Annotated in this window: 23 protein-coding genes and 1 pseudogene; 21 read left to right on the top strand and 3 right to left on the bottom strand. The window is 63.2% G+C overall.

Features of this window, described 5'->3' with window-relative positions:
* The coding region (locus tag MOV75_RS05900; protein ID WP_247005223.1) for a c-type cytochrome at window positions 1-1,035 on the top strand (1,035 nt) is incomplete at its 5' end.
* 36 nt (window positions 1,036-1,071) lie between these two features.
* Here the strand turns inward: MOV75_RS05900 and MOV75_RS05895 are convergent.
* Window positions 1,072-3,042, bottom strand: a complete 1,971-nt coding sequence (locus MOV75_RS05895; RefSeq protein WP_246918648.1) for a 4Fe-4S binding protein — start codon at window positions 3,040-3,042, stop codon at window positions 1,072-1,074.
* A gap of 178 nt (window positions 3,043-3,220) precedes the next feature.
* Between MOV75_RS05895 and MOV75_RS05890 the strand changes: the two genes are divergently transcribed.
* From MOV75_RS05890 to MOV75_RS05845, 10 genes are all read left to right on the top strand, one after another.
* Window positions 3,221-3,946: a biotin/lipoate--protein ligase family protein gene (locus tag MOV75_RS05890; RefSeq protein WP_246918395.1), complete on the top strand. Its 726-nt coding sequence runs from the start codon at window positions 3,221-3,223 to the stop codon at window positions 3,944-3,946.
* An 8-nt stretch (window positions 3,947-3,954) separates the two neighbouring features.
* Window positions 3,955-4,437 (top strand): DUF6505 family protein, encoded by a 483-nt coding sequence (locus MOV75_RS05885; RefSeq protein ID WP_246918653.1) that lies wholly within the window; start codon window positions 3,955-3,957, stop codon window positions 4,435-4,437.
* Entirely contained in the window at window positions 4,430-5,437 is a 1,008-nt protein-coding gene (locus MOV75_RS05880; RefSeq protein ID WP_246918408.1) for a DUF6352 family protein, read from the top strand. Before MOV75_RS05885 ends, MOV75_RS05880 begins: the two co-directional genes overlap by 8 nt.
* A complete protein-coding gene (locus tag MOV75_RS05875; RefSeq protein ID WP_246918411.1) occupies window positions 5,434-5,946 on the top strand; it encodes a DUF3305 domain-containing protein in 513 nt (170 codons plus the stop codon). The genes MOV75_RS05880 and MOV75_RS05875 overlap by 4 nt, the downstream gene beginning before the upstream one ends.
* Window positions 5,943-6,551, top strand: a complete 609-nt coding sequence (locus MOV75_RS05870) for a DUF3306 domain-containing protein (RefSeq protein ID WP_246918413.1) — start codon at window positions 5,943-5,945, stop codon at window positions 6,549-6,551. Before MOV75_RS05875 ends, MOV75_RS05870 begins: the two co-directional genes overlap by 4 nt.
* Before the next feature lie 132 nt (window positions 6,552-6,683).
* On the top strand, window positions 6,684-7,475 hold the full coding sequence (locus tag MOV75_RS05865) for a molecular chaperone TorD family protein (protein WP_246918417.1): 792 nt from the start codon (window positions 6,684-6,686) through the stop codon (window positions 7,473-7,475).
* Window positions 7,476-7,518: 43 nt separating this feature from the next.
* Window positions 7,519-7,728, top strand: a complete 210-nt coding sequence (locus tag MOV75_RS05860) for a twin-arginine translocation signal domain-containing protein (protein WP_246918431.1) — start codon at window positions 7,519-7,521, stop codon at window positions 7,726-7,728.
* 11 nt (window positions 7,729-7,739) lie between these two features.
* Window positions 7,740-10,688, top strand: coding sequence for a formate dehydrogenase subunit alpha (locus MOV75_RS05855; RefSeq protein ID WP_246918434.1), 2,949 nt, complete (start codon window positions 7,740-7,742; stop codon window positions 10,686-10,688).
* Window positions 10,689-10,700: 12 nt separating this feature from the next.
* Window positions 10,701-11,297: a formate dehydrogenase FDH3 subunit beta gene (gene fdh3B / locus MOV75_RS05850; protein ID WP_007592757.1), complete on the top strand. Its 597-nt coding sequence runs from the start codon at window positions 10,701-10,703 to the stop codon at window positions 11,295-11,297.
* 36 nt (window positions 11,298-11,333) lie between these two features.
* Complete coding sequence (locus MOV75_RS05845) at window positions 11,334-12,335, top strand: formate dehydrogenase subunit gamma (protein ID WP_246918497.1); 1,002 nt, start codon at window positions 11,334-11,336, stop codon at window positions 12,333-12,335.
* Window positions 12,336-12,369: 34 nt separating this feature from the next.
* Here the strand turns inward: MOV75_RS05845 and MOV75_RS05840 are convergent, their stop codons facing one another.
* Entirely contained in the window at window positions 12,370-12,573 is a 204-nt protein-coding gene (locus MOV75_RS05840) for a hypothetical protein (protein ID WP_246918499.1), read from the bottom strand.
* Between the two features lie 306 nt (window positions 12,574-12,879).
* On the opposite strand from MOV75_RS05840, the gene MOV75_RS05835 reads away from it, so the two are divergent.
* The 7 genes from MOV75_RS05835 to MOV75_RS05805 all read left to right on the top strand — a co-directional run bounded on the left by MOV75_RS05835 (window position 12,880) and on the right by MOV75_RS05805 (window position 18,599).
* Window positions 12,880-14,181: a DUF2235 domain-containing protein gene (locus tag MOV75_RS05835; protein WP_246918502.1), complete on the top strand. Its 1,302-nt coding sequence runs from the start codon at window positions 12,880-12,882 to the stop codon at window positions 14,179-14,181.
* 19 nt (window positions 14,182-14,200) lie between these two features.
* The gene (locus tag MOV75_RS05830; RefSeq protein WP_246918505.1) at window positions 14,201-15,493 is read left to right on the top strand and encodes a pentapeptide repeat-containing protein; all 1,293 of its coding nucleotides are present in this window, start codon (window positions 14,201-14,203) and stop codon (window positions 15,491-15,493) included.
* 39 nt (window positions 15,494-15,532) lie between these two features.
* Window positions 15,533-16,069 (top strand): hypothetical protein, encoded by a 537-nt coding sequence (locus MOV75_RS05825; RefSeq protein ID WP_246918507.1) that lies wholly within the window; start codon window positions 15,533-15,535, stop codon window positions 16,067-16,069.
* 268 nt (window positions 16,070-16,337) lie between these two features.
* Entirely contained in the window at window positions 16,338-16,790 is a 453-nt protein-coding gene (locus tag MOV75_RS05820; protein ID WP_246918510.1) for a DUF2231 domain-containing protein, read from the top strand.
* Window positions 16,787-18,124: a sorbosone dehydrogenase family protein gene (locus tag MOV75_RS05815; protein WP_246918513.1), complete on the top strand. Its 1,338-nt coding sequence runs from the start codon at window positions 16,787-16,789 to the stop codon at window positions 18,122-18,124. The genes MOV75_RS05820 and MOV75_RS05815 overlap by 4 nt, the downstream gene beginning before the upstream one ends.
* A gap of 58 nt (window positions 18,125-18,182) precedes the next feature.
* The gene (locus MOV75_RS05810) at window positions 18,183-18,386 is read left to right on the top strand and encodes a hypothetical protein (protein ID WP_246918522.1); all 204 of its coding nucleotides are present in this window, start codon (window positions 18,183-18,185) and stop codon (window positions 18,384-18,386) included.
* Between the two features lie 42 nt (window positions 18,387-18,428).
* Window positions 18,429-18,599, top strand: coding sequence for a hypothetical protein (locus MOV75_RS05805; RefSeq protein WP_246918548.1), 171 nt, complete (start codon window positions 18,429-18,431; stop codon window positions 18,597-18,599).
* Window positions 18,600-18,621: 22 nt separating this feature from the next.
* Here MOV75_RS05805 and MOV75_RS42430 read toward each other — a convergent pair.
* A pseudogene (locus MOV75_RS42430) lies at window positions 18,622-18,756 on the bottom strand (sugar kinase); the annotation flags it as partial.
* Between the two features lie 284 nt (window positions 18,757-19,040).
* On the opposite strand from MOV75_RS42430, the gene MOV75_RS05800 reads away from it, so the two are divergent.
* The 3 genes from MOV75_RS05800 to MOV75_RS05790 all read left to right on the top strand — a co-directional run.
* Window positions 19,041-20,438 (top strand): MFS transporter, encoded by a 1,398-nt coding sequence (locus MOV75_RS05800; protein WP_246918561.1) that lies wholly within the window; start codon window positions 19,041-19,043, stop codon window positions 20,436-20,438.
* A 112-nt stretch (window positions 20,439-20,550) separates the two neighbouring features.
* Window positions 20,551-21,378, top strand: a complete 828-nt coding sequence (locus MOV75_RS05795) for a 3-keto-5-aminohexanoate cleavage protein (RefSeq protein ID WP_246918563.1) — start codon at window positions 20,551-20,553, stop codon at window positions 21,376-21,378.
* A gap of 146 nt (window positions 21,379-21,524) precedes the next feature.
* Window positions 21,525-22,338: MFS transporter (locus tag MOV75_RS05790; protein WP_247005222.1), on the top strand; the 814-nt coding region annotated here is incomplete at its 3' end.

Below are 22,338 nucleotides of genomic sequence, written 5' to 3'. Positions count from 1 at the left end.
ATGATCACCGCGGGGGCCGACGCTCGGCTTGCGGTCTGGACGGCAGGCCGCCAGCAGCCCGATCAAGTCCTGGAAGGACATAGCGGTCCGGTCGTGGCACTCGCCGTGGCGCCGGACGGATCGACGCTCGCCTCGGCGTCGTGGGACCACAGCGTGCGGCTCTGGTCCCTGGCCGATGGTGCGTCCCGCGTGTTTCAAGGCCACACGCAGAATGTGAACGGTGTGGCCTTCGCTCCGGACGGCATGTCCCTCGTGAGCGTCGGCTACGATCGTGCTTTGTGTATCTGGCGCTTGCCGGAAGGCCGACCTGAAACGGTGGAACTGCCGGCGCCATTGAACGCGGTCGCCATCGCGCCCGATGGCGAGATCGTCGCGGCAGGGGCGGACGGCAAGCTGCGCATGCTGACGACGGACGGAAAGCCGGTCGGCGAGGTGGCCGCAGGCTCGGCACCGATCGTCGGCTTGGCGCTTTCAGACGATGGGACGCTGATCGCCGCCGCAGGCATCGGCGGCACGGTTGCCATTGTGGAGCGTAAGTCCCGGAGTGTGTTGAGGACACTCGTGGGGCCCAGCTTCCCGGTCTGGTCTGTCGTCTTCCTACATGATGCAGCAACGATCGTGACCGGAGGTGCGGACGGAAAGATCCGGCGTTGGAATCTGCAGAGCGGTGAGCCGGTCGGTTCAAACCTGCTCGGGACATCTTCGGGTCCGCTGGCCGCCTATGCGGGCGATCATGGCGCCGAAATCTTTCGCGCCTGCGTTGCCTGTCACACGCTGTCGGCCAAGGAGGCGCAACGTGCGGGGCCGACGCTTGCCGGATTGTTCGGCCGGAAAATCGCCTCGCTCCCCGGCTATCGGTTTTCCGAGGCGCTCAAGACGATGGATATCGTCTGGACCCCCGAGACCGTCGCAAAGCTGTTTGAAGTCGGGCCCAACGCCTACACGCCGGGAACGAAGATGCCGGAGCAGCGCATCGGATCGGCAGAAGACCGCCGCGCATTGACCGACTTCCTGGCCCGGGCGACCTCGCAATAGGTGAGGGCTCCAACCCCACCGAGCGGGCGTTCGCGCTCAGGTCTTGGTGTCCGGCCGGCGCAAATAATCATCAGTGGTTCGGGGCGGCTCGCGTTCCGGCACGCCCTCGAACGGATCGAACTGCTGTTCACTCATCACGATCACGCGGCAATCCGCGCACATCCTGATGGCGTCGAGGCGCTTGTCGCCGGCCGGATACATCCAATGCCGGCCCTCGAGCTTGGCCGCGATGCGGTCAATCGTGCTCTTCACGCCGAACGCCGTGCCGCAGCGGACGCAAAGCGCAGGCTCTTCCTCCTTGATCACAATCGCGGGCGCGCGGCCGGCGTGGAAATTGATCTGGGGCTTCAGCGTAATGACCCTCTCGGGACAAGTGCTCTGGCAGAGGCCGCATTGCACACAGGCATCTTCGACGAACTTGAGCACCGGGCGGTCAGGATCGTCGCGGAGCGCGCCGGTCGGGCAGACGGAAACGCAGGACAGGCACAGCGTGCATCCCCCGGTATCAACGTTCACCGCGCCAATCGGAGCGCCCTGGGGCAGGGCGATGACGTCAACCGGCTTCGGCGCAAGGCGATGCAGTTCGCCGAGCGCGAAGCGAAGCAGGTCGCGCCGCTTGCCGATTGTCTTGAACGTCGCCGGGGGCTTCACCGCAGCAAGTCTCTCGATGCCTCGCAACTGCTCCAGCAAGGCATCCGGATCGTCGGTTTCGATCGCAGCCACCCGGCGCCCTTCAAATCCGAGGCCGGCAAGGATGGTCACTGCCATGTCGATTGTTTGCCTCAGCCCGGTCACGTCATGCCGCGGCTTGCCGCGGAGCAAAAACCGGAACGCGGCTGCTCCGTAGGCAAAAGCACCGATGACAGCCTCAATCCCAACCTGCGTCACCTCATTGACGGCAAGAGGGATGACTTGCGCAGGCAGACCATCGCCGTGACGGGCGAGCGCGTCGATCAGCGGCGTGCCATGCTGGCCCTCGTGCAGCAACAGGACCGGGTTCGATCCGCCGGCCCGGTCGTAGGCGAGCAGCATGGCGCGGATGGTCTGAAGCTGGGTGTCCGCAGGCGGCAACGCGTAGGACGCCGCGCCGGTCGGACAGGCGGCGGCACATTGGCCGCAGCCGGCGCAAATTTCCGCATTGATGGCGACGTGATCACCAGCCGGTGTGATCGCACTCGTGGGACATAAATCGAGACAGCGATGGCAGCCGGTCAGGTTCGAGCGCGAATGGGCGCAAAGGTGGGGCGTGAATTCGATATATTTTGGCTTGTCGAAACGTCCGACGAGATCGCGCGCGCTCAGGACGGCGCGGAGCATGGCGCCCGGGTCCTTTGGGTCGGCCCGCAGGTAACCGTCGCGCAGGTCATGCGCCGGAAACAGCGGTCTCTCTCCCGATAGGTCAAGGACGATGTCGCAATGCGAGGTGGCGCCGCTGCGTGGAGGTTCAAAGACGTAGTGATCGCGCGAGGAGGGACGCGGACGAGCGTATTCGTCGATCGTGAGCTCGAAACCGCCAAAATGTCCTCTGGCGTTCCGGATCGTTCCCTTCACGACCGGGAAGGGCGTTGCCAAAGGCGATATGGTCTCGCCAGGCTCCCTCAACATGACCGTCACATCGAGATGATCCGAAAGTAGCCGCCCGGCTTCGATCGCCGTCTGATCCCGGCCATAGATCAGGATGACCCCGTCGCTCGCAAGCGTGACCAGCGGATAATCGGGTGCCTGCACGGCGCTCGCTGCGAGCAGCGCCGCCATTTTGGGGCCCGCTTGCGCGCCTTCGGTCGACCAGCCTGCCGTCTCGCGAATGTTCGCGAAAGCGATGGGCGCGCAACGCTCGCCGGCTTCCTCCGCAAACAAGGATTGCCGATACGTGCAGGCAACGGTCAGCGGGCCCGCTGCCTTTGCGCCTGCGCGAAAGTGGTCGAGCTCGGCGCCGCACAAGTGACGAAAGCTCTTGATGTCGCTATTACCGCATCCGCGCTTGATGGCAGCCGTATCGAGCCGCATCGTGTCTTCGCACGAGCAAATCAGGATGGTCTTCGCTGGCTGCTCCAGGTTCATCCCTCCCGAGAAGGCGACGAATGGTGGGCTCGCGCTCATCCTTTGCCTCGTATAAATATTGTCAATTGGGAAAAAAGGGAAAGTGGAGGACGGCCTGCGGTCGATCCCAACCAGCCACGCTTCCATGGCGGAACCGATCCAATTGCCGCCACCCTTTACTTTGGTCCGGTTGCGCGAGAGCGGAGATGCCTTTGCTCATGCATGCCGCATTGCACCCGAAAGCGGTGCCGGCACGCTAGTCTATGTCGGACGGTTTGATCTGGCCGAGTTCGCGGTGGTGCTGGAGCCGGCCGAGCCGCTGATCACCGCGCGCCGCGCCTTCTACGCCGGCATGGTCGCCCTGACGGACGCCCTGCGTGCCTATGCGCCGCCGACCAAGGCGGTTGCGATCGATTGGCCTGATGCGGTGAGGATTGACGGCGGGCTGGTCGGCGGGGGACGGCTGGGGTGGCCCGCGTCCGCGGACGAGGATGAGCCGCCGGACTGGCTCGTCTTCGGGGCCATGCTCCGGACAGTCATGATGAACGATCACGATCCAGGAGTTCATCCGCTCGCCTCGGCCCTTGATGAGGAAGGGTTTGGCGAGGCCGGCGCGGTGCAGGTGACCGAGAGCTTTGCGCGGCACCTGATGCGGGCGACCGATAGCTGGCAGGTCGATGGATTTGACAGCGTCGCGCGCGAATATCTCAACCGCATCCCTCGCGAGCGGCAGGCGGTTCGACGCATCGACGATCGCGGTGATCTGCTCACGCGCCGCATCGGTCGTGACACGACCGAGCGGGCAGACCTCGTGAAAGCGCTCGCCACGCCATCCTGGCTCGATCCAAAGCTCGGAGGGCCCCGGTCGTGAAAAAGGCGGTGAAACTTCTGCGCACCATCGCGCTCGATGCCTCCGACACCTTCGTGTTCGACGCGCCGGCAATCTCAGGCGAATGGGCGGTCTCGGGCGCCTTCCGCTTCTGCGATCAGGATCCGGCGAAACTGAGCGGAAAGGCGCGGGCCGCCTTCCGCAGCGGCTTTCTCGGCGTGCGCTCCTGGGGGTGGTCGACGCTGGCGCAGATTGTTCCGGCGACTGAGGATGATTGCCAGGCGCTGATCGAACTGCTTGCCAGCCAACTCGTGGATCTCTTCGGCGCACCGGACATGGCAATTGCGAGGACCGCTGCGGAAGAGGAAGTCACGTTTGCGCAGTCGCTCTGCACGCATCCGATCAGCTCGCTGATTGCGGTCCACCGCTCGGGGCGCGACGGCGAAGTCCACGAGGTCTTCCGCAAGCTGCAACTGCGGGAAGGGCAGCGGCATGGCAAGGCATTCTCGTTCATGGAAGTCGAGGATGAGTGATTTCTGGATCGCATGCGGCCATCATCTGCTCGATCGCGACGAGAGCGGCGGGCTTTGCGTCACCGACGAATTCCTGAAGGCTTATTTTGTCCGCCCCGAGCTGATGCCCCCGAAGGACGCGTGTCCGGTCGAACGAAGACTGCATCGTGAGATGCTTGCAGATCCGCGCCGGGTGGTCGTAGCCGACGAGGTCGCTGCGATCGCCGATGAGGACGCGCGGGAGAACTGGCGCTTGGTACTGGGGTTTCGCGATCTCGTGTTGCGGCACCCGACGCTCGAAGCTGCGTATCTCGCGGCCCTGCGCTCGCGGTCAAGCGAGCTGCCGCCGCTGTTCATCGATCAGCTCGTGCACGTGATCTTGCGCAATGCGCTTGATGACACCGACGATCCGTTCGTGCTGCGCGCCGCCGAGCTGTTTTTTCGGCCGCAGCGCATCCTACCGCATGAACAGGCGTTGCTGCTTGGCGATGAAGAGGTCGTCGGCGGTCGCAGCCCGACGCCTATCTTGTCGCTGATCTCGATGCTGGGCACCAAGACGGACGCGCAGCTCGACGTTTTGAGCGAGGACAATGCCGAGAGCTATTGGGACCGCAGCGACCAGTTCGATATGGCCCTCGATCTCACCGCGGGTGGGCGAGGGGCGCGCGCGCTGGCGCAGGCCATGACACGCTGGGTCTCCCATCTGCTCGGGATCGATGTTGCCATTGAACCGCTGACGGAACGATGCGAGGTGAAGCTGACCTGGTATATCGGGTTGGACGCTGACGCCACCAAGCTGGGCGATCGGCTTTGGCACGGCGAGGAACTTGACGAGCCCAGCGCAGGGCGCGTGCTTTCGCTGTTTCGCCTGACCTTTGCGGATTCTCGGCTCGCCATGGAGACCTTGCAGGGCGAGCCGGTCTATCTGATCCTGGCGACGACAGCGGATCAGAAGCTCCGCATGAAACCGCAGAATCTGCTGACGGGACTCCCGATCAGGCGCCTGGAGACCATCTCATGAGCGCTGCCCTGCCAATCCTGCGTATCCCCGTCGGCATCGTCGTCGAACGGCGCAAGGCGGAGTCGCCTTGGGTAGATTTCATCTGGCGGAGCGCCGCCGTGTTGCCGGACGAACCGAATACGAAGCCCTGGACAATCTTGCGCGAGCAGGAGGGCAACACCTTGTTTTATGCCGGCAGCGCAACGGTTGACCTGTACGTGTCGGAAACCGCGCGTTACCGCGACAATATTGCCTCCGGAACGCCGAGCATCTGGGTGGTCTTGAGCCCATCCGAGGGAGACTGGCCTTATGGCATCGCCGCCGCGACCGCTGATCCCGCGGAAGGAGAGGGGTTTACCGAGGCCGCTGACAATCTGGTTGAAGCCGTGCCGATGCCCGAGGTGGTCCGCGAGGTGATTGAATGCTTCGTTGCCGAACACCACGTCGAGAGAGAGTTCGTCAAACGCGAGCGACGGCGCGCCGATCCGGAGGCCCTGGCGCGTCGGCAGGATGAAGGCGGGCATGAATGACTGAGGAAGAGTTTCTCGCACGTTGGTCGCGCCTTAAGCGCGGGTCAAAACCGAATGCTCCGCCAGCGGAAATAGCCGGGCCGGCCGATGAAGCCGCGGGACCATCTCCGGCGGCCGAGGCCGAACCGGAGGTGGATCTCGCCAGCTTGCCGTCGATCGATGCGATCGCGGCGGGGACCGACATCACCGCGTTCCTGCGCAAAGGTGTTCCGCAGGACTTGATGCATCTGGCTCTTCGCCGCGCCTGGACGGCCGATCCGGCGATCCGCGATTTCGTGGGACTAGCCGAGAACGCCTGGGACTTCAACGATCCGACTGCCATGCCGGGGTTCGGACCGCTCGATTGCTCGCAGGCTGAGCTGAGCGCCTGGGTCGACCGGATCGTCGGCGGCCTGCGTAACGCCGCAGAGGCGCAGGCTGACGTGCCGACGCAGTTGCAGGAGTTCTCGGATGTTCCGAACGCGGATGTTGTGCACTCCGCCGTGCTTACAGAGAAGCCTGATGAAGCTGTCCTCACGGAGATCGCGACTTCCGCTGCATCGCAACCGACGATGGAAGCCAGCACTGTTCGGCGCCGCACACACGGCGGTGCCCTGCCTCGCTAGGGTTGCGACCAAAGGCTATAGCCTTAACCTATGGGTCGGCAATTGACCGCCTGCGGAACCAGGTCTACGCTTCGCTAGCGCTTTGTTACGCAAGCAAAATCAGTCACTCGGGTCTCGTGCAAGGAGGTCCCTATGCGTGACGCCGGGCTTGATCGTGCCATTAACGCCGCAGGCGGCGTGGCCCACCTTGCGCGCAAAATAAGCATCAGCCAGCCCTCGGTTTCGAACTGGAGCAAGATACCCGCCCAGCGGGTAATGGCGGTGGAAGCGGCAACGGGCGTTCCCCGCGCCGAGCTGCGGCCTGATCTCTATCCTGATCAACATCACGAGCGCACGGTAGCGCGAGACAGCATCGATCCGATCGATATCGCGCGGGCGCAGGAATATGGCCTTCTCGCCGTCTTGCTCGCGGCGGCGCCGTCGAAGAGCCTGCTCGACCGGCTTGCCGGTTTGAGCGGAGATGTGACCCCGCTCGGTCAGGCTCACGCCGGCTTGGCGGAAGCCGCTTCGCGCGCGAGCGCAGCTCAGGTTGAGCGCGAATATTTCGACCTCTTCGTCGGCCTCGGCCGCGGCGAGTTGCTGCCTTACGCCTCCTACTATTTGACCGGCTTCCTCAACGAACGGCCGCTGTCACGTTTGCGAACCGATCTCTCGGCGCTCGGCATCGCGCGCGCCGAGGGCAATACCGAACCCGAGGATCATGCCGCCATCCTCTGCGAAATCATGGCCGGAATGGCTGACGGCCGCTTGGAAGCGCCGTTCGCTGCGCAGCGTGCGCTGTTCGATAAACACGTTTCATCCTGGATGGGACGTCTGTTTGCGGACATGGAACACGCGGCGAGCGCAAGGTTCTATCGCACGGTCGGCACGCTCGGCCGCCTGTTTATCGAAATCGAGAGACGAGGATTTTCGTTCGCCAAGTGACCAAGCCAAGTGACTAAGCCAAGGGTGGTCCGGGAGAGATGCGATGAGCGATGAAAAAAAAGCGATCGTTGGACGGCGCGACTTTCTCCGCAAGGTTGGCATCGGCACGGTAGGCGCTGGCGCCACGCTGGCGACGCCGCTCGTCGGCTCTGCGCAAGCCGACAGCGAGAACAGCGATGAGAAGCGCAAGGCGCGCTACAAGGAAACCGATCACGTGAAGGCCTATTACCGCGTCAACCGCTATCCCGCCTGAGGGAGGCTGCCGTGCTTATCAAGCGAACAGATCAGCATTCCGGATCCGAGCGCCGTGGTTCGGTCGCGGACACCCTGGCAAGTCAGACCCGCGGTCTCGATCGCCGCGCCTTCCTGCAAAGGTCCGGTCTTGCGGCTGGCACGCTCGCGGCACTCGGCTCCATGCCGGTTTCCGGCGTGCGCAAGGCGGAGGCCGCCGTGGCCGGTCCGCTGGCCGCCGGTGCCACCGTGAAGAAAAGCATCTGCACGCATTGTTCGGTCGGTTGTACGGTGACAGCGGAAGTGTTGAACGGGGTCTGGATCGGCCAGGAGCCGACCTGGGAGTCCCCCATCAATCGCGGATCGCATTGCGCGAAGGGTGCTTCCGTACGCGAGCTGGTGCATAGCGAGCGGCGGTTGCGCTATCCGATGAAGCTCGTGAACGGGCAATGGACGCGCGTCTCCTGGGAGACCGCGATCAACGAGATCGGCGACAAGATCCTCGAGGTTCGCGAAAAGTCGGGACCCGATTCCGTTTATTGGCTCGGATCGGCCAAGATGACCAATGAAGGCTCATATCTGTTCCGCAAGCTCGGGGCGTTCTGGGGCACCAACAACACCGACCATCAGGCACGTATCTGTCATTCGACCACCGTCACCGGCGTCGCCAACACCTGGGGCTACGGCGCGATGACCAACAGCTACAACGATATCCGCAATGCCAAGACCCAGATGATCATGGGCGGCAATCCGGCCGAGGCGCATCCGGTTTCGCTGCAGCATCTGCTCGAGGGCAAGGAGCTGCAAAAGGCCAACTTCATCGTCATCGACCCGCGCATGACGCGCACCGCTGCGCACGCGACGGAATACGTGCGGATGCGTCCGGGCACCGACATTCCGGTGCTCTACGGCATGATGTGGCACATTCTCCAGAACGGCTGGGAGGACAAGGAATTCATCAGGCAGCGCGTCTACGGCTTCGACGATCTCCGCAAGGAAGTGGAGAAATGGAATCCGCAAGAGGTCGAGCGTGTCACCGGCATTCCCGGCGAACAGCTCAAGCGGGTCGCCAAGTTGTTCGCGACCGAGAAGCCGTCGACGCTGATCTGGGCCATGGGGCAGACCCAGAAGACCGTCGGCACCGCCAATGTGCGGGCGAGTTGCATCCTGCTGCTCTTGACCGGCAATGTCGGTGGACCGGGCATGGGCGCCAACATCTTCCGCGGCCACGACAATGTGCAGGGCGCGACCGACGTTGGGCTCGATATCGTGACACTGCCATTCTACTACGGCCTCGCCGAGGGAGCGTGGAAGCATTGGTCGCGGGTCTGGGACGTTGACTACGAGTTCTTGAAGTCGCGCTTCGATTCCAAGCAGATCATGGAAACTCCCGGCATTCCGCTCACCCGCTGGTTCGAGGCGGTGACGTTGCCGAAGGAGCAGGTCGCTCAGAAGGACAATGTGCGGGCGGTGTTCGTTCAGGGACACGCCAGCAATAGCATCACGCGCATTCCGGAGTCTCTCAAAGGCCTGAAGGCGCTTGACCTGCTTGTCATTGCCGATCCGCATCCGACGACCTGGGCATCGCTGGCGGTCGAAGCCGGGCGCAAGGAGGGTGTCTACATTCTTCCGGTGGCCACGCAATTCGAGTGCAAGGGATCGCGCGTCGCTTCGAACCGCTCACTGCAATGGGGCGAGCAGATCGTCAAACCGATCTTCGAATCGAAGGACGACCTCGAGGTCATCTACCTGATGGCCAGGAAGCTCGGCTTCGCTGACCAGATGTTCAAGAAAATCAAGGTCGAGAACAATCTGCCTGAAGCGGAAGATGTGCTGCGCGAGATGAACCGCGGCAGCTGGTCGACGGGCTATTGCGGGCAATCGCCCGAGCGGCTCAAGGCGCACATGAAGAACCAGGCCAAGTTCGACATGCTGACGATGCGTGCGCCCAAAGACGATCCCGAGGTCGGCGGCGATTATTACGGCCTGCCGTGGCCGTGCTGGGGCTCGCCGGAAGTCCGGCATCCCGGCACGCCGTTGCTCTACAACACCAATCTCGCGGTGATGGACGGCGGCGGCACGTTCCGGCCGCGCTTCGGCATCGAGCGCGAGGAGAAGCTGCCCGACGGCACCACGCGCAAGGTCAGCCTGCTGGCCGACAAATCCTACTCCAAGGATTCCGAGATCCAGGACGGCTATCCCGAATTCACCTTGGCGAGCCTGAAGAAGCTTGGCTGGGACACGGATCTGACCGAAGCCGAAATGGCGACGATCATGAAGGTCAATCCGGCCAATCCGGATTCGGTGTCGTGGTCGCTCGATCTCTCAGGCGGCATCCACCGGGTCGCGCTCAAACACGGTTGCGTGCCGTATGGCAACGGCAAGGCGCGGATGAACGCCTTCGGCCTGCCTGATCCGATTCCGGTCCATCGCGAGCCGATCTACACGCCACGTGTCGACCTCGTCGAGAAATATCCGACGCTGCCCGATGCCAAGCAGTTCCGCATGCCCAACATCGGCTTCTCGGTGCAGAAGGCAGCCGTGGAGAAGGGGATCGCCAAGCAGTTCCCGCTCATCCTTTCCTCGGGCCGTCTGGTCGAGTACGAGGGCGGCGGCGAGGAGACGCGCACCAATCCGTGGCTTGCCGAGCTTCAGCAGGACATGTTCATCGAGATCAATCCGGCCGATGCCGCTGATCGCGGCGTCAAGGACGGCGGCTGGGTCTGGGTCACGGGTGCCGAGAACAATTCCAGGGCGCGGATGAAGGCGCTCGTCACCGAGCGTGTCGGCAAGGGCGTCGCCTGGATGCCCTTCCATTTCGGCGGCTGGCTGGGAGGCAAGGATCTTCGCAGCGCCTACCCGAAGGGGACCGATCCGATCGTGCTCGGCGAAAGCGCCAACACCATCACGACCTACGGATATGATCCCGCGACGGGCATGCAGGAGCCCAAGGTCACGCTTTGCCAGATCGCGGCGGTATAGGGAGCAACGACGATGGCACGTATGAAATTCCTCTGCGACGCCGACCGTTGCATCGAATGCAATGCCTGCGTCACCGCCTGCAAGAACGAGCATGAGGTGCCCTGGGGTATCAACAGGCGCCGCGTGGTCACCATCAATGACGGCAAGCCCGGCGAGCGCTCGATCTCGATGGCCTGCATGCACTGTACCGACGCGCCCTGCGCGGCCGTGTGCCCCGTCAACTGCTTCTACACCACCGCCGACGGCGTGGTGCTGCACTCCAAGGACCTCTGCATCGGCTGCGGCTATTGCTTCTACGCCTGTCCTTTCGGCGCGCCGCAATATCCCAAGGTCGGCAACTTCGGCTCGCGCGGCAAGATGGACAAATGCACCTACTGCGCCGGCGGCCCCGAGGCCGACGGCAGCAAGGAGGAATACGAGAAATACGGCGCGAACCGGCTGGCGGAGGGCAAGCTGCCGCTGTGTGCCGAGATGTGCTCGACCAAGTCGCTGCTCGCCGGCGACGGAGAGATCATTGCTCAGATTTACAAGGAACGCGTGATGAAGCGCGGTTACGGCTCCGGCGCGTGGGGCTGGAAGACCGCGTATCGCGAGACGATCGAGTCCTGACGCGGACGGCAGAAGGACGCGATACGGGAGGCGCAGATGGCGTCATTTGGAAGATTTGCAAGCTTGCTGTTTGGTGTATGTGCGCTGCTTCTGGTGCTCACGGCGGTTCCTGCGAGTGCCCAGCAGGTGAACCCGACCGCGAGCTCTGTCAAGGAGCAGCAACTGCTGCAGGAACTCAACCGGATCCAGGGCCGTGTCAGCATTCCGGATCAGAGGTCGGGCGTGCTCGAGCAACCGCAGGGGCGCGAGTGGCGGGAGTTTCGCAATGTCACGCTGCGCTGGATCGGTGGCGTTGCGATTGTCGGCATGTTGGCTGTGCTCGTGATCTTCTATCTCACCCGTGGCATGGTGCGGCTCGAAAGCGGGCGATCGGGACGCACGATCGTGCGCTTCACCGTTTTTGAGCGTTTCGTGCATTGGATGACGGCCACCTGCTTCATCATCCTCGCCATCTCGGGTCTGAACATCACCTTCGGGCGGCCGCTGCTATTGCCTCTGATGGGGTTTGAAGCCTTCTCCGAGTGGTCGCAATGGGCGAAGTATGCCCACAACTATCTGAGCTTCCCGTTCACCATCGGCGTCATCCTGATCTTCCTGATGTGGATCGCGGGAAATATCCCGAACAAGGTGGACGTTGCCTGGATCAAGCGGGGAGGAGGCATTGTCGGGCATGATCATCCGCCGGCCAATCGCTTCAATGCCGGCCAGAAGATGATCTACTGGATCGTCGTGATCGGCGGCGGCCTCGTTGCCGCAACGGGATACGCGCTGATGTTCCCGTTCTACATGAGTGGCATCGAAGGCATGCAGATGGCCCAGATCATCCACTCCGTGGTGGCTGTACTGTTCGTGGCCGCAATGATCGCGCATGTTTACATCGGCACGATCGGGATGGAGGGAGCCTTCGAGGCCATGGGCTCGGGTGAGGTCGACCTCAACTGGGCGCGCGAACATCACAGGCTTTGGCTCGACGAGCAGATGGCGCGAACTGGACCGAACGATCAAAAGCCGCAACGGGCGCCCGCTGCGGCTGAATGAAAAGAACGGCTGATACAGGTTGGTTCGGTATGCTCTATTGCGTCCGCTCTCTGGCGAACAGGACGGACCGGTCTTCGATCTGCTGCTCCGGCAGCGTGCCCGCCTGGCCTGTTTGCAGTTCTTGAATGTTTGGCATGCCGCTCTGTGCAGAGCGAAAAAGTGCGTGCGATCTGAGCATGCTGCTGGCCGCACTGATGACGAGCAGAGCCGAGACGAGCGAAAGCATAATGCGTTTCATCCGACATCTCCATCCGGAGTTGCATCCGCCAGGACGGAGTAAGCTTTAATTCGCCCCGGTGATGTGAGCCGCTTCACATCTTTCCGAGTTTTTTCGGGTTCCCACGGCTGACAAAGGGCGGGGCGATCCTCGTTGGTTCGGTTTCCGGCCTACCCAAGGGCTACGCAAAACAGCGGCCCTCGGAAAGGCGTGTCGGCGAACCTGCTGGACATCGTCCGGGCAAGTGTAGCATCCTCAAGTTGCTGGCGGGCGGGTACGATCGCTTGATTGATCGCGTGTTCTGTCGGTGCAGGCCGGGGGGCTGGGGTGGCGAAGCGGATCATATTGCTGCTGGACGGCACGTGGAACGATGCCGATGATGGCGGCGCCGATACCAACATAGTTCGTCTCCGGCAGAGAATTGCGGAGCATCTCTCCAACGCGAAATCTCGCGCTACGAGCGATGTCACCAGCTCCGGCGCGGTGCGCCAGCAGACATTCGTGCTGACAGGAGGCAAGCAGGGCGGCCTTGAGAACGTCATCCTCTATGCGCGAGGAGTTGGAACGAGTGGCTTCCTGGACCGGTTCAGCGGCGGCGCCCTCGGACTTGGCCTGTCGGACAACGTTCTCCGTGCCTACACCTTTCTGGCTCAGCACTATAACCAGGACGACGAGATCTACATCTTCGGCTTTTCGCGGGGCTCCTACACTGCCCGTTCGTTAGTAGGATGTCTGGCGGCCGTCGGTCTGGTCCACCGCAACAAATTCGACGCGAAGGCTCTGTCGCTGCTGTGGGCATATTACCGCACGCATCCGGCAAATCGCCTTCCCCGTGACGAGATCCGACTGAGGAGGATCTCGTCAGGCCCGAGGAGTGTGCCGGTGAAGGTGCTCGGTGTGTTCGACACCGTGGGTGCCCTGGGGATTCCCTTGAATGCGTTCTGGAGGGAGAATCGCGACCTGTACGGCTTTCATGACGTCGGCCTATCGGAGATCTGCGAGCACAGCCTGCAGGCGCTGGCTATCGACGAGCACCGCGAGGCATTTGAAGCCACCCTTTGGCGGCGGCTGCCCTTCACCGCGCGGCCTGCGAACGTGGAGCAGGTCTGGTTCGCGGGGGCTCATGCTGACGTCGGCGGCGGCTATGATCGCTCGGGACCGCATCGGCTCGACGACATCACCCTGGACTGGATGATCAAGCGCGTTCGTGACATTGCCGGCGACGACTTCCCGTTGGACCCGGCACCCCCCCTGGTTCAGCATGGTTGCATCGTGGCGCCTCAGCACGAACCGCGTCGCGGGCTGTATCGGCTCCTGCCATATGTCTACCGGTCGATCGGAAATCTGCCGGTGCCGGTCGCACCCAGGCCGTTCGAACGGAACGTATGCTTCGACCGACACGCGAAGCCGATCGGAGAGGCGATCCACGTCAGCGCCATCGAGCGCCTGGGCCTGCCCGTCAGGATCGGCGGCGCTGACGCGACCTACGCTCCTCGCAACCTCGTGTCGGCCCTTAAGCATCTGGTTGCACCGAATGGCGGCGTCGCCGTCATGGACTGGAACGCCGAGTCTATGGCGCCGCAACTGGCGACGGCATTGATCCGGCAGGGGCTGCAAAGAGTCGGGTAACCGCGAGCGGAGCGTCGTCATGTTCTTCCTGATCGTGCCTCTCATCTTCATCGCGACTTTCCTGCTCGGCGCATTTCTCTGGTTCTGGTGGGCGGCGCCCCGTGCACAGGTTCCGCTTCACTTCGACGCCGATCAGATCAAGCAGCTTGAGGTGCAGGACCGCCTGCGGCAGACATCCTACCAGGTCCTGACCGGGCTCGGGCTTGTTGCAACCTTCATTGCAGGCGCCGTCCAACTCTGGCTCACGAGCAATCAGTGGAATGCAGATTACAGGCTTCGTCTGGATCACGAGCAGAGCCAGCAGTTCGCTGAGGCGACCCGTAGCCTGGTTGAGGCTGGCGACAAGCCTTACGCGCAGATTGCGGCGCAGCGGATCGCCAACCTCGTCTCGGAGAGTCCAACTCTCAGGCAGCAGGCCGTCACGGTTCTGGAGAGCGTCGTCATCGATCATACGAAGGGCAACCGGATGCGGGTGTCCGGTACCTGCGATGCAGGGGATCCCACCCGGGAACGGCCGATCGTCGAGCGCCGCGAAGAGCCGCCACCCGCCGCTCAGGCCGCCATCCAGCAACTCGGCGGCGCTGCGTTGGCAAGACTCCGCCTTTCCTCCACCGGCAGGTCGTGTGCCGGCGGCAAGCCCTTGAATCTCGCCAATCTTGGATTAGACAATTTCGATCTCAGTTGGCTCGACCTTTCGTGCTCGGTCATGACGCAAGCCCAACTGCGTCGGGTCAGTCTTCGGCACGCCAATCTCTTTGGGGCGGATCTTGGCGGCGCGAGCCTTGCGGATTGGGACATCCCGGGCTCCCCGGCCACTTCGAAATGGTGGACAAAGGATCGCGTGACGTCGCGGTTCACCGCCGAGAGCATTGGGTTCGATGAAACCGATCCGGCACCGGAGTCGAAGAAGGCGAAAGACAGCTCGCTTCCCAAGCTGGACGTATGGCAAACTTATCGCTGCTTCATCACCGATTTGCGCTACGCCGATCTCCGCGGTGTCAACTTCGAGAACGCTGCTCTGGGGGGTGCCGATTTCAGGCGCGCGGATCTAACGGGGGCCAATCTGTGTGGTGCCACTGTCAGTCGGGCCAATTTCACGGGCGCCAAGGGTCTTACGACCGCCATGCTGCGGCAGGCCTGCGTCGGTCGGCCGGAGGATGATGACGACACCATCGTCGCCTCACAGCCCTTGGGCCTGGAGCGATATTTTTCCGACGATTTCAAGCGCATCGCCAGGTGCGGAGCTCGGCGCAGCGATTGCCAGCCAAATTCTCAAATGTCGAATGCCTTGATCAACCGGCCGCGCCGCTGAAAGGCGCCGGCTGTTCTATGTGAATTTCGGGAGGGAACGATGCGCGCTATCACTCTGGCCGCCGCGGCAATCATCTGGCCGTTCATCGTAGCCATGTTTTCCAGCAAACTCGGCGCCGATGTGAGCGCTCGCTTCCTCGAGCGTCCTGGACACATTCCGTCGACGGGCAACGCCCTGACCCGAAAATCGCTCGAGAAGTGGCTCAGGTCGCCCGACAACGGTCCATTCCGGAAGCCCTATGCCTATCTCATCATGCCATTGGACGTCGTGTATATTTCCCTCGTCGGAGGGTTTTTCATACTGGGTTCTATATGGCTGGTGTCGGCGCTGATATGGCCTCAGCCGGTCGAGTGGTGGCCGTATTGTATCGGGGTCTGCATCTTGCCGGCTGTCTATATCTTCAGTGATCTCGTGGAAGATGCTTTAATCGCATACGTCATGTCGCGTCAGGATGTGAGCGATAGGACATTCAATTTGATGCGCTTGGCCACGACGATCAAGATCTGGTCGTTTGGAGCGGCTGCGGCTCAGACCCTTGTTCTGGGAATTTGCGCAATTTTCTGGAGTGCAGCCTGATTGCCGCCCGGACGAGCGCGGCCTGCCGAAGGCTATTTTCTCGCTGCTCGCGTTCCTTCCGCGCACGGTCGACCGCGCCGCCCTGAGGCTGCCCGCTGACCTTCACGCCGGGAAGATGATCGGTGATCGAACTCATGGCCACTCGTGCTTGTTAGTTCCGCGCGAAAGCCCAGCTGCAGCGCTGCCTGCGGCCCAGGGAGCTGAGGAACCTTCGCAACGAGGTCGAGTTTTGCCATAGGGGAAAGGGCCCTTGGCAAGAGGCAAGTCCGTGCAGCAAGACGTGCGCGTGCGCACCACCGCGCAGATCGCGGGTCATCCCATTCATCCGATGCTGGTGCCGATACCGATCGCGTGCTTCGTCGGGGCGCTGCTGACCGACATCGCCTATGTCGCCAGCGCCGAGATCATGTGGGCGGATTTTTCCGCCTGGCTGCTGCTCGTCGGCGTCGTCTTCGGCGTGCTGGCGGCGATCGCGGGCCTGACCGATTTCCTCGGCAACCGGCTGGTGCGGGCGCAGACGCCGGCCTGGCCGCATTTCATCGGCAATGCCGTGGTGCTGGTCCTCGCGACCGTCAACGCGCTGATCCATACCCGCGATGCCTGGACCTCGGTGTGGCCGACGGGGCTCGTTCTGTCCGTGATCACGGTGCTGATCCTGCCCGTCACCGGCTGGCTCGGCTGGGCCATGGTCTATCGCCACGGCGTGGGAGTTGCGCGATGACGTTCTCGATTGCCCGCGCGCTGTTGTGCTCCTCGCTGCTGTGTCTTGCCGGCTGCAATGACGGCAGCGGCGATCCGAAGGCGCAAGTGGGCGCCAACCCTGTTCTCCCTGACATCCAGCAATATCTGCTGCCGCCGGTCCACATCGCCCGCATCGTCGGCTGGAAGAAGGACGAGACGCCGACCGTGGCGCAGGGCCTGCAGGTCAAGGCCTTTGCGACCGGCCTGCAGCATCCGCGTTTCATCTACGTGCTGCCCAATGGCGATGTGCTGGTGGCGGAATCCAAGGCCCCGAAGGGGGGCGCGATCAAGCGGCCCAAGGAGATCGTCATGGGATATATCGAGTCCTGGGCGACATCAGGCGGCGACGACACCGGGCCGGGCAACCGCCTCACGCTGCTGCGTGACGGCAATGGCGACGGCGTGCCGGAGACGCAAAGCGTCTTCCTCGACCATCTCAACTCGCCGTTTGGCATTGCGCTGGTCGGCAACGATCTCTACGTCGCGAACACCGACGCCATCGTCAAATATCCCTACACGGAAGGTGATACCAAGATCACCGCGCCGGGCACGGTGCTGACGCCGCTGCCGGGCGGGCCGATCAACCATCACTGGACCAAGAGCCTGGTCGCCAGCCCCGACGCCTCGAAGCTCTATGCCGGCGTCGGCTCCAACAGCAACATCACCGAGAACGGCATGGAGGCCGAGCACAACCGCGCCGCGATCCTCGAGGTCGATCGCGCCAGCGGCCGCTGGCGCGTGTTCGCAAGCGGCCTGCGCAATCCGAACGGGCTCAGCTTCGAGCCGCAGACCGGCGCGCTGTGGACGGTGGTGAACGAGCGCGACGAGCTCGGTCCCGATCTCGTCCCTGACTACATGACCTCGGTGAAGGACGGCGGCTTCTACGGCTGGCCCTACAGCTATTACGGCCAGCACGTCGATCCCCGCGTCAAGCCGCAGCGGCCGGATCTCGTCGCCAAGGCGATCGTGCCGGATTATGCCCTGAGCTCGCATGTCGCGCCGCTCGGGATGGTTTTCAACACCGGCTCCAGCCTGCCGGTCGCTTATCGCGGCGGCGCCTTCGTCGGCGAGCATGGCAGTTGGAACAGGCAGGTGCTCAACGGCTACAAGGTGGTGTTCGTGCCGTTCACGGACGGCAAGCCGAGCGGACCGGCGCAGGACGTCGTGACGGGCTTCCTGAACAGCGACAACAAGGCGCGTGGCCGTCCCGTCGGCGTCGCCATCGACAAATCAGGCGCCTTGCTGGTCGCAGACGATGTCGGCAACACGGTGTGGCGGGTAAGCGCGGTCCATCCGCAGCTGACGCAACGTTAAGCCCGCCGGCGCGTTATCAGGCAAACGTTCCTTTGAAAGCCAAGCCAGGAGTTCGACTATGGGCCTTGCTCAATATGCCATCGTTCCGGTGCAGGACGAATGGGGCGTGCTGCACGACGGCGACGTCAGGAGCAAATACGCCACCAAGGAAGCCGCATTCGAATCGGCTGTCGCCGCAGCATCCCTCGCGCTTCGTGAGGGGCATGAAGTCCATGTCAGCGTGCCCGGCCGCGAAGCCGGCGACAATGCGCCCGGTGTGTAGGGCGACTGGCCGCGGAACGGCATGCGAGAAAACGAGGCCGCGATGACCAAGCCCCGTGAGCCGAACGGCGTCGAGCCAGCCCGCTCCGAGGACGACATCCAGCGCGAGCAGCTGGGTCCTCGTGGGGTCCCCGGTGCGCCGGACCCTGCCAAGATGACGCCACAACGCGACAAGAAGACACCGAAGCACGTCGATCCCGGCCATACGGCCTGATGCGGCTCGGCCGTTCACATGATCAGACGATCAACCGCCCGCGCCGCTCTGCAATCCCGACAACCTCGGCACCTGCATTGAAATCGAGCCGGTCGGCTTCGACGCCATCGCTGAAGATGACGCCCGCCATCAGCGAGCGGATGCGCAATTAATCCGCGGAAGCGAGCGCCCGGCCCAGAAGCAAGGCCGCGCAGCTTCGTGTCTGCTGCGGGTTGCGGGCATAGTCGCCGCGGGTCCGAGTAGTCCATAACATCATGTTAGGTTTATCTCATAACTGGGTAATTGTGTTAGCCCGGCGAAAGCCTATTGTCGTCCTCACTCAAGACACCACCGGCAGTGCCAAGCGCTCGCGGAGCTCCGCAGAGCGTCCGGGAATTGCTAATTGTCCGACGAAGCCCGCCAACGGGACGTCAACAAACAAGATCGGGAGGAATTTTTCTGATGGCTTCGACGCGCGCGATCCATGTCATGAGTCAATCCAGGAAGGCTGCCGCAAGCGGCTGGATCGGGTCGGCTCTCGAATATTATGACTTCTTCATCTACGCGACTGCCGCGTCGCTGATCTTCCCGCAAATCTTCTTCCCCTCGGACAATCCTACGGTCGCCATCGTCGCTTCATTGGCAACCTATGGCGTCGGCTATGTGGCCCGCCCGATCGGCGCCTTTGTGCTCGGACATTGGGGCGACACCCACGGTCGCAAGACCGTTCTCATCGTCTGCATGTTCTTGATGGGCTTCTCCACGATGGCCGTGGGCATCCTGCCGACCTATCAGCAGGTCGGCATCCTCGCGCCAGTTTTGCTCGTCATCCTGCGCCTGGTGCAGGGATTTGCTGTTGCCGGTGAAATCTCCGGCGCGAGCTCGATGATCCTGGAGCACGCGCCGTTCGGCCGGCGCGGCTTCTATGCAAGTTTTGCGCTCCAGGGCGTGCAGGCCGGGCAGATTCTAGCAGCAGCCGTCTTCCTGCCGCTGGCGGCCTACATGCCGACCGATGCCTTCAACAGCTGGGGCTGGCGGATTCCCTTCCTCCTCAGCTTCTTCGTCATCGTCGCGGGCTACATCATTCGCCGCGAGGTCGATGAGACACCTGCGTTTGCGCGGGAGGGCGAGCGGGGAGAAACGCCGCGGGCGCCCGTCATCCAGGCGATCAAGCTGAGCTGGCCCGACATGCTCAGGGTCATCTGCATGGCGCTGATGAACGTCATTCCTGTCGTGGCGACCATCTTCGGTGCGGCCTACGCGGTGCAGCCGGCCTATGGCATCGGCTTTGCCAAGGACGTCTATCTCTGGATACCGGTGCTCGGAAACATGCTGGCCGTCTTCGTCATTCCGTTCGTCGGCCATCTCTCCGACAAGGTCGGGCGAAAACCGCCGATCATCGTCGGCGCGCTGCTCTCCGGCTTGCTCGCGTTCGGCTATCTCTACGCCATCAGCATCCGGAGCGTACCGCTTGCGATCCTGCTCTCGCTTTTGATGTGGGGCGTCGTCTATCAGGGCTACAACGCGATCTTCCCGAGCTTCTACCCGGAGCTGTTCCCGACGCGCACACGCGTGTCGGCGATGGCGATCTCGCAGAACATCGGAACGACCATTACCGCCTTGCTTCCGGCCTTGTTTGCGACCGTGGCGCCGCCCGGCTCGGCCAACATCCCCCTGACGGTGGGGGCAATCGCCTTCGGCATCACGGTCATCGCCGCGCTGGCGGCTGTCACGGCCCGCGAAACCTATCGGATCAGCATCGACGATCTCGGTGATCCCAAGGCCGTTCCGATGGCGCGGGCCGACTACGAGCGCCAGCGTGCGGAAGCGGCGGGTGGTGCGGCCGCAATTGCGACCTGACGAGGGGAACGCCGCTGCGATCGATGATGGTTGCAGCGGCCGGTTTCCAGGCGTTATGTGACTTTCGTTTCGAACTTTGTGCGCTCGAGCGCGATCATCATGAGGATGCAGGATGAACCCCGCTGTCGTTGCTGTTGCTATTACCGGCTCTGTTCCGCGCAAGAAGGACAATCCCGCGGTGCCAATCTTGCCGGCCGAGCAGATCGAGTCGACGCACGAGGCCTTCGAGGCCGGGGCCACCCTTGCGCATATCCATGTTCGCAACGATGACGAGACACCGTCCTCCGACCCGGAGCGCTTCGCGCTGGTGCAGGAGGGGATCAGGAAGCATTGTCCTGACATGATCGTGCAGTTCTCGACCGGTGGGCGAGGGCGCGATCCCTCGGCGCGTGGATCGTCGCTCTATCTCAAGCCGGATATGGCCTCGTTGTCCACAGGTTCGGTGAATTTTCCGACCATCGTCTACGAGAACAGCGCCGCTCTGGTCGAAACCCTTGCCACCGGCATGAAGGCAAATGGCATTCGTCCGGAGATCGAGATCTTCGATCTGTCGCATCTGCATGGTGCTCGGCGTCTGATCGAGGCGAGGCTGATCGACGCCCGTCCGCACGTGCAGTTCGTTATGGGCGTCAAGAACGCGATGCCCGCGGACGAACAAGTCCTCGACATCCTGTTGGCAGAGCTGAGGCGGCTGATCCCGAACGCGACGTGGACCGCGGCCGGGATCGGACGTCATCAGGCCGAAGTCATGGGCTGGGCGCTGGCGCGGGGCGCCGATGCGGTTCGTACCGGGCTCGAGGACAATATCAGGGTCGACAAGACGCGCCTCGCCGCCAGCAATGCGGAGCTCGTGAGCATCGCCTGCGAGGCTGTCGCGCGCCACGGACGGCGCGTCGCGACTGCGGCAGAGGCGCGCTCCCTGCTCGGGATGGCAGGGTAGAGACGATCATCCCGCGCCTGACGTGTGCCTGACATGCTCCTGGTTGCCTTCTGCCATTCGGCGGTCGGCGTTCCCGTGGGCTGAGTCCCCGGCTAAGACAGGCCCACCGGCGCGATCTGCGCCGGCCGGGCAGGCGAACGTTTGGAATGCGGTTCTTGAAATCTGACAGCAGGCTGATCGGGGTCCTGCTGGTGCTCGCCATCACGCAGTTGGTCGGATGGGGCACGATCGGGCTTCCCGCCATCGTCGGGCGCGATCTCGCCGCCGATCTCGGCATGAGCCTGCCGGCGGTGTTCGCGGGGACGTCCGTTCTCTATGTCTCGATGGGCCTGTGCGCCCCGTGGCTCGCCAAATCATTTGCACGGCATGGCGCACAGACGGTGATGATGGTCGGCACGGTCGTGACCGTGCCCGGATTCATTCTTCTGTCCCTTGCGCGCGAGCCGATGCTTTATTTCGCCGCCTGGATCGTCCTCGGAATCGCCGGCAGCGCCACGCTCTCCACCGGCGCCTATATCATGCTGAACGAGATCGCCGGGCGGCAGGCCAAGAACGCGATCGGAGCCTTGATGCTGGTGACGGGCCTGTCCAGCAGCATCTTCTGGCCGACGACCTCGTTCCTGAGCGGTCACCTCGGCTGGCGCGGGACGTGCCTCGTCTATGCCGCGATGATGCTCCTCGTCAGCCTGCCGCTCTATGCGCTCGCACCGCGCCGGAAAATCGCCGGGAATGATGCTGGCGGGCCGGTCAAGTCGCCGCCGCCGCCGGCGATCCCCCGGAGCACCTTTGGCCTCGTCGTCGCCGCGATCACGCTCAACGCCTTCGTCAATTTCGGCATCAGCGCCATCATGATCGAGCCGGCGGTGAAGTTTTTGCAGGAACGTGGCCACACCGTTCAGCTCGGCCATGAGCTGCGCTCGTTTGCGACCAGCGACGGCAAGGCCAGTGCACTGAATTTCG

The sequence above is a fragment of the Bradyrhizobium sp. PRIMUS42 genome, assembly GCF_023006515.1.
Taxonomy (GTDB): Bacteria; Pseudomonadota; Alphaproteobacteria; order Rhizobiales; family Xanthobacteraceae; genus Bradyrhizobium.
Note: the sequence above shows the minus strand (reverse complement) of the source record. Positions and strands in the feature narration are given on the sequence as shown.